Below are 273 nucleotides of genomic sequence, written 5' to 3'. Positions count from 1 at the left end.
AGTGCTCACACAGATTGTCTGATAGAAACGTTAGAGCAAGACGGCTGCGAAGCCGACACGACAGTGTCCCCTTCGTCTAGCGGTTAGGACTCCGCCCTTTCACGGCGGCAACAGGGGTTCGAATCCCCTAGGGGACGCCACTTGCTTGGTGACAGGTGAAAGGTGTCTCCACGAAGTATCTCAAAACTGACTTTACAGTCACGTTTGAGATATTTGCTCTTTAACAATCCGGAACAAGCTGAAAATTGAAACGACATGTCGTTTTCATTCTCC

Annotated in this window: 1 tRNA gene; it reads left to right on the top strand. The window is 49.5% G+C overall.

What is annotated here, in order from left to right:
• Positions 1 to 65: 65 nt before the first annotated feature.
• Positions 66 to 140, top strand: a tRNA-Glu gene (locus AB3U87_RS22580).
• The last annotated feature ends 133 nt before the right edge of the window (positions 141 to 273 follow it).

It is taken from the genome of Erwinia plantamica (assembly GCF_043420595.1).
Classification (GTDB): domain Bacteria; phylum Pseudomonadota; class Gammaproteobacteria; order Enterobacterales; family Enterobacteriaceae; genus Erwinia; species Erwinia aeris.
The sequence above is the reverse complement of the archived record's forward strand: the minus strand, read 5'-3'. Positions and strand labels throughout refer to the sequence as shown.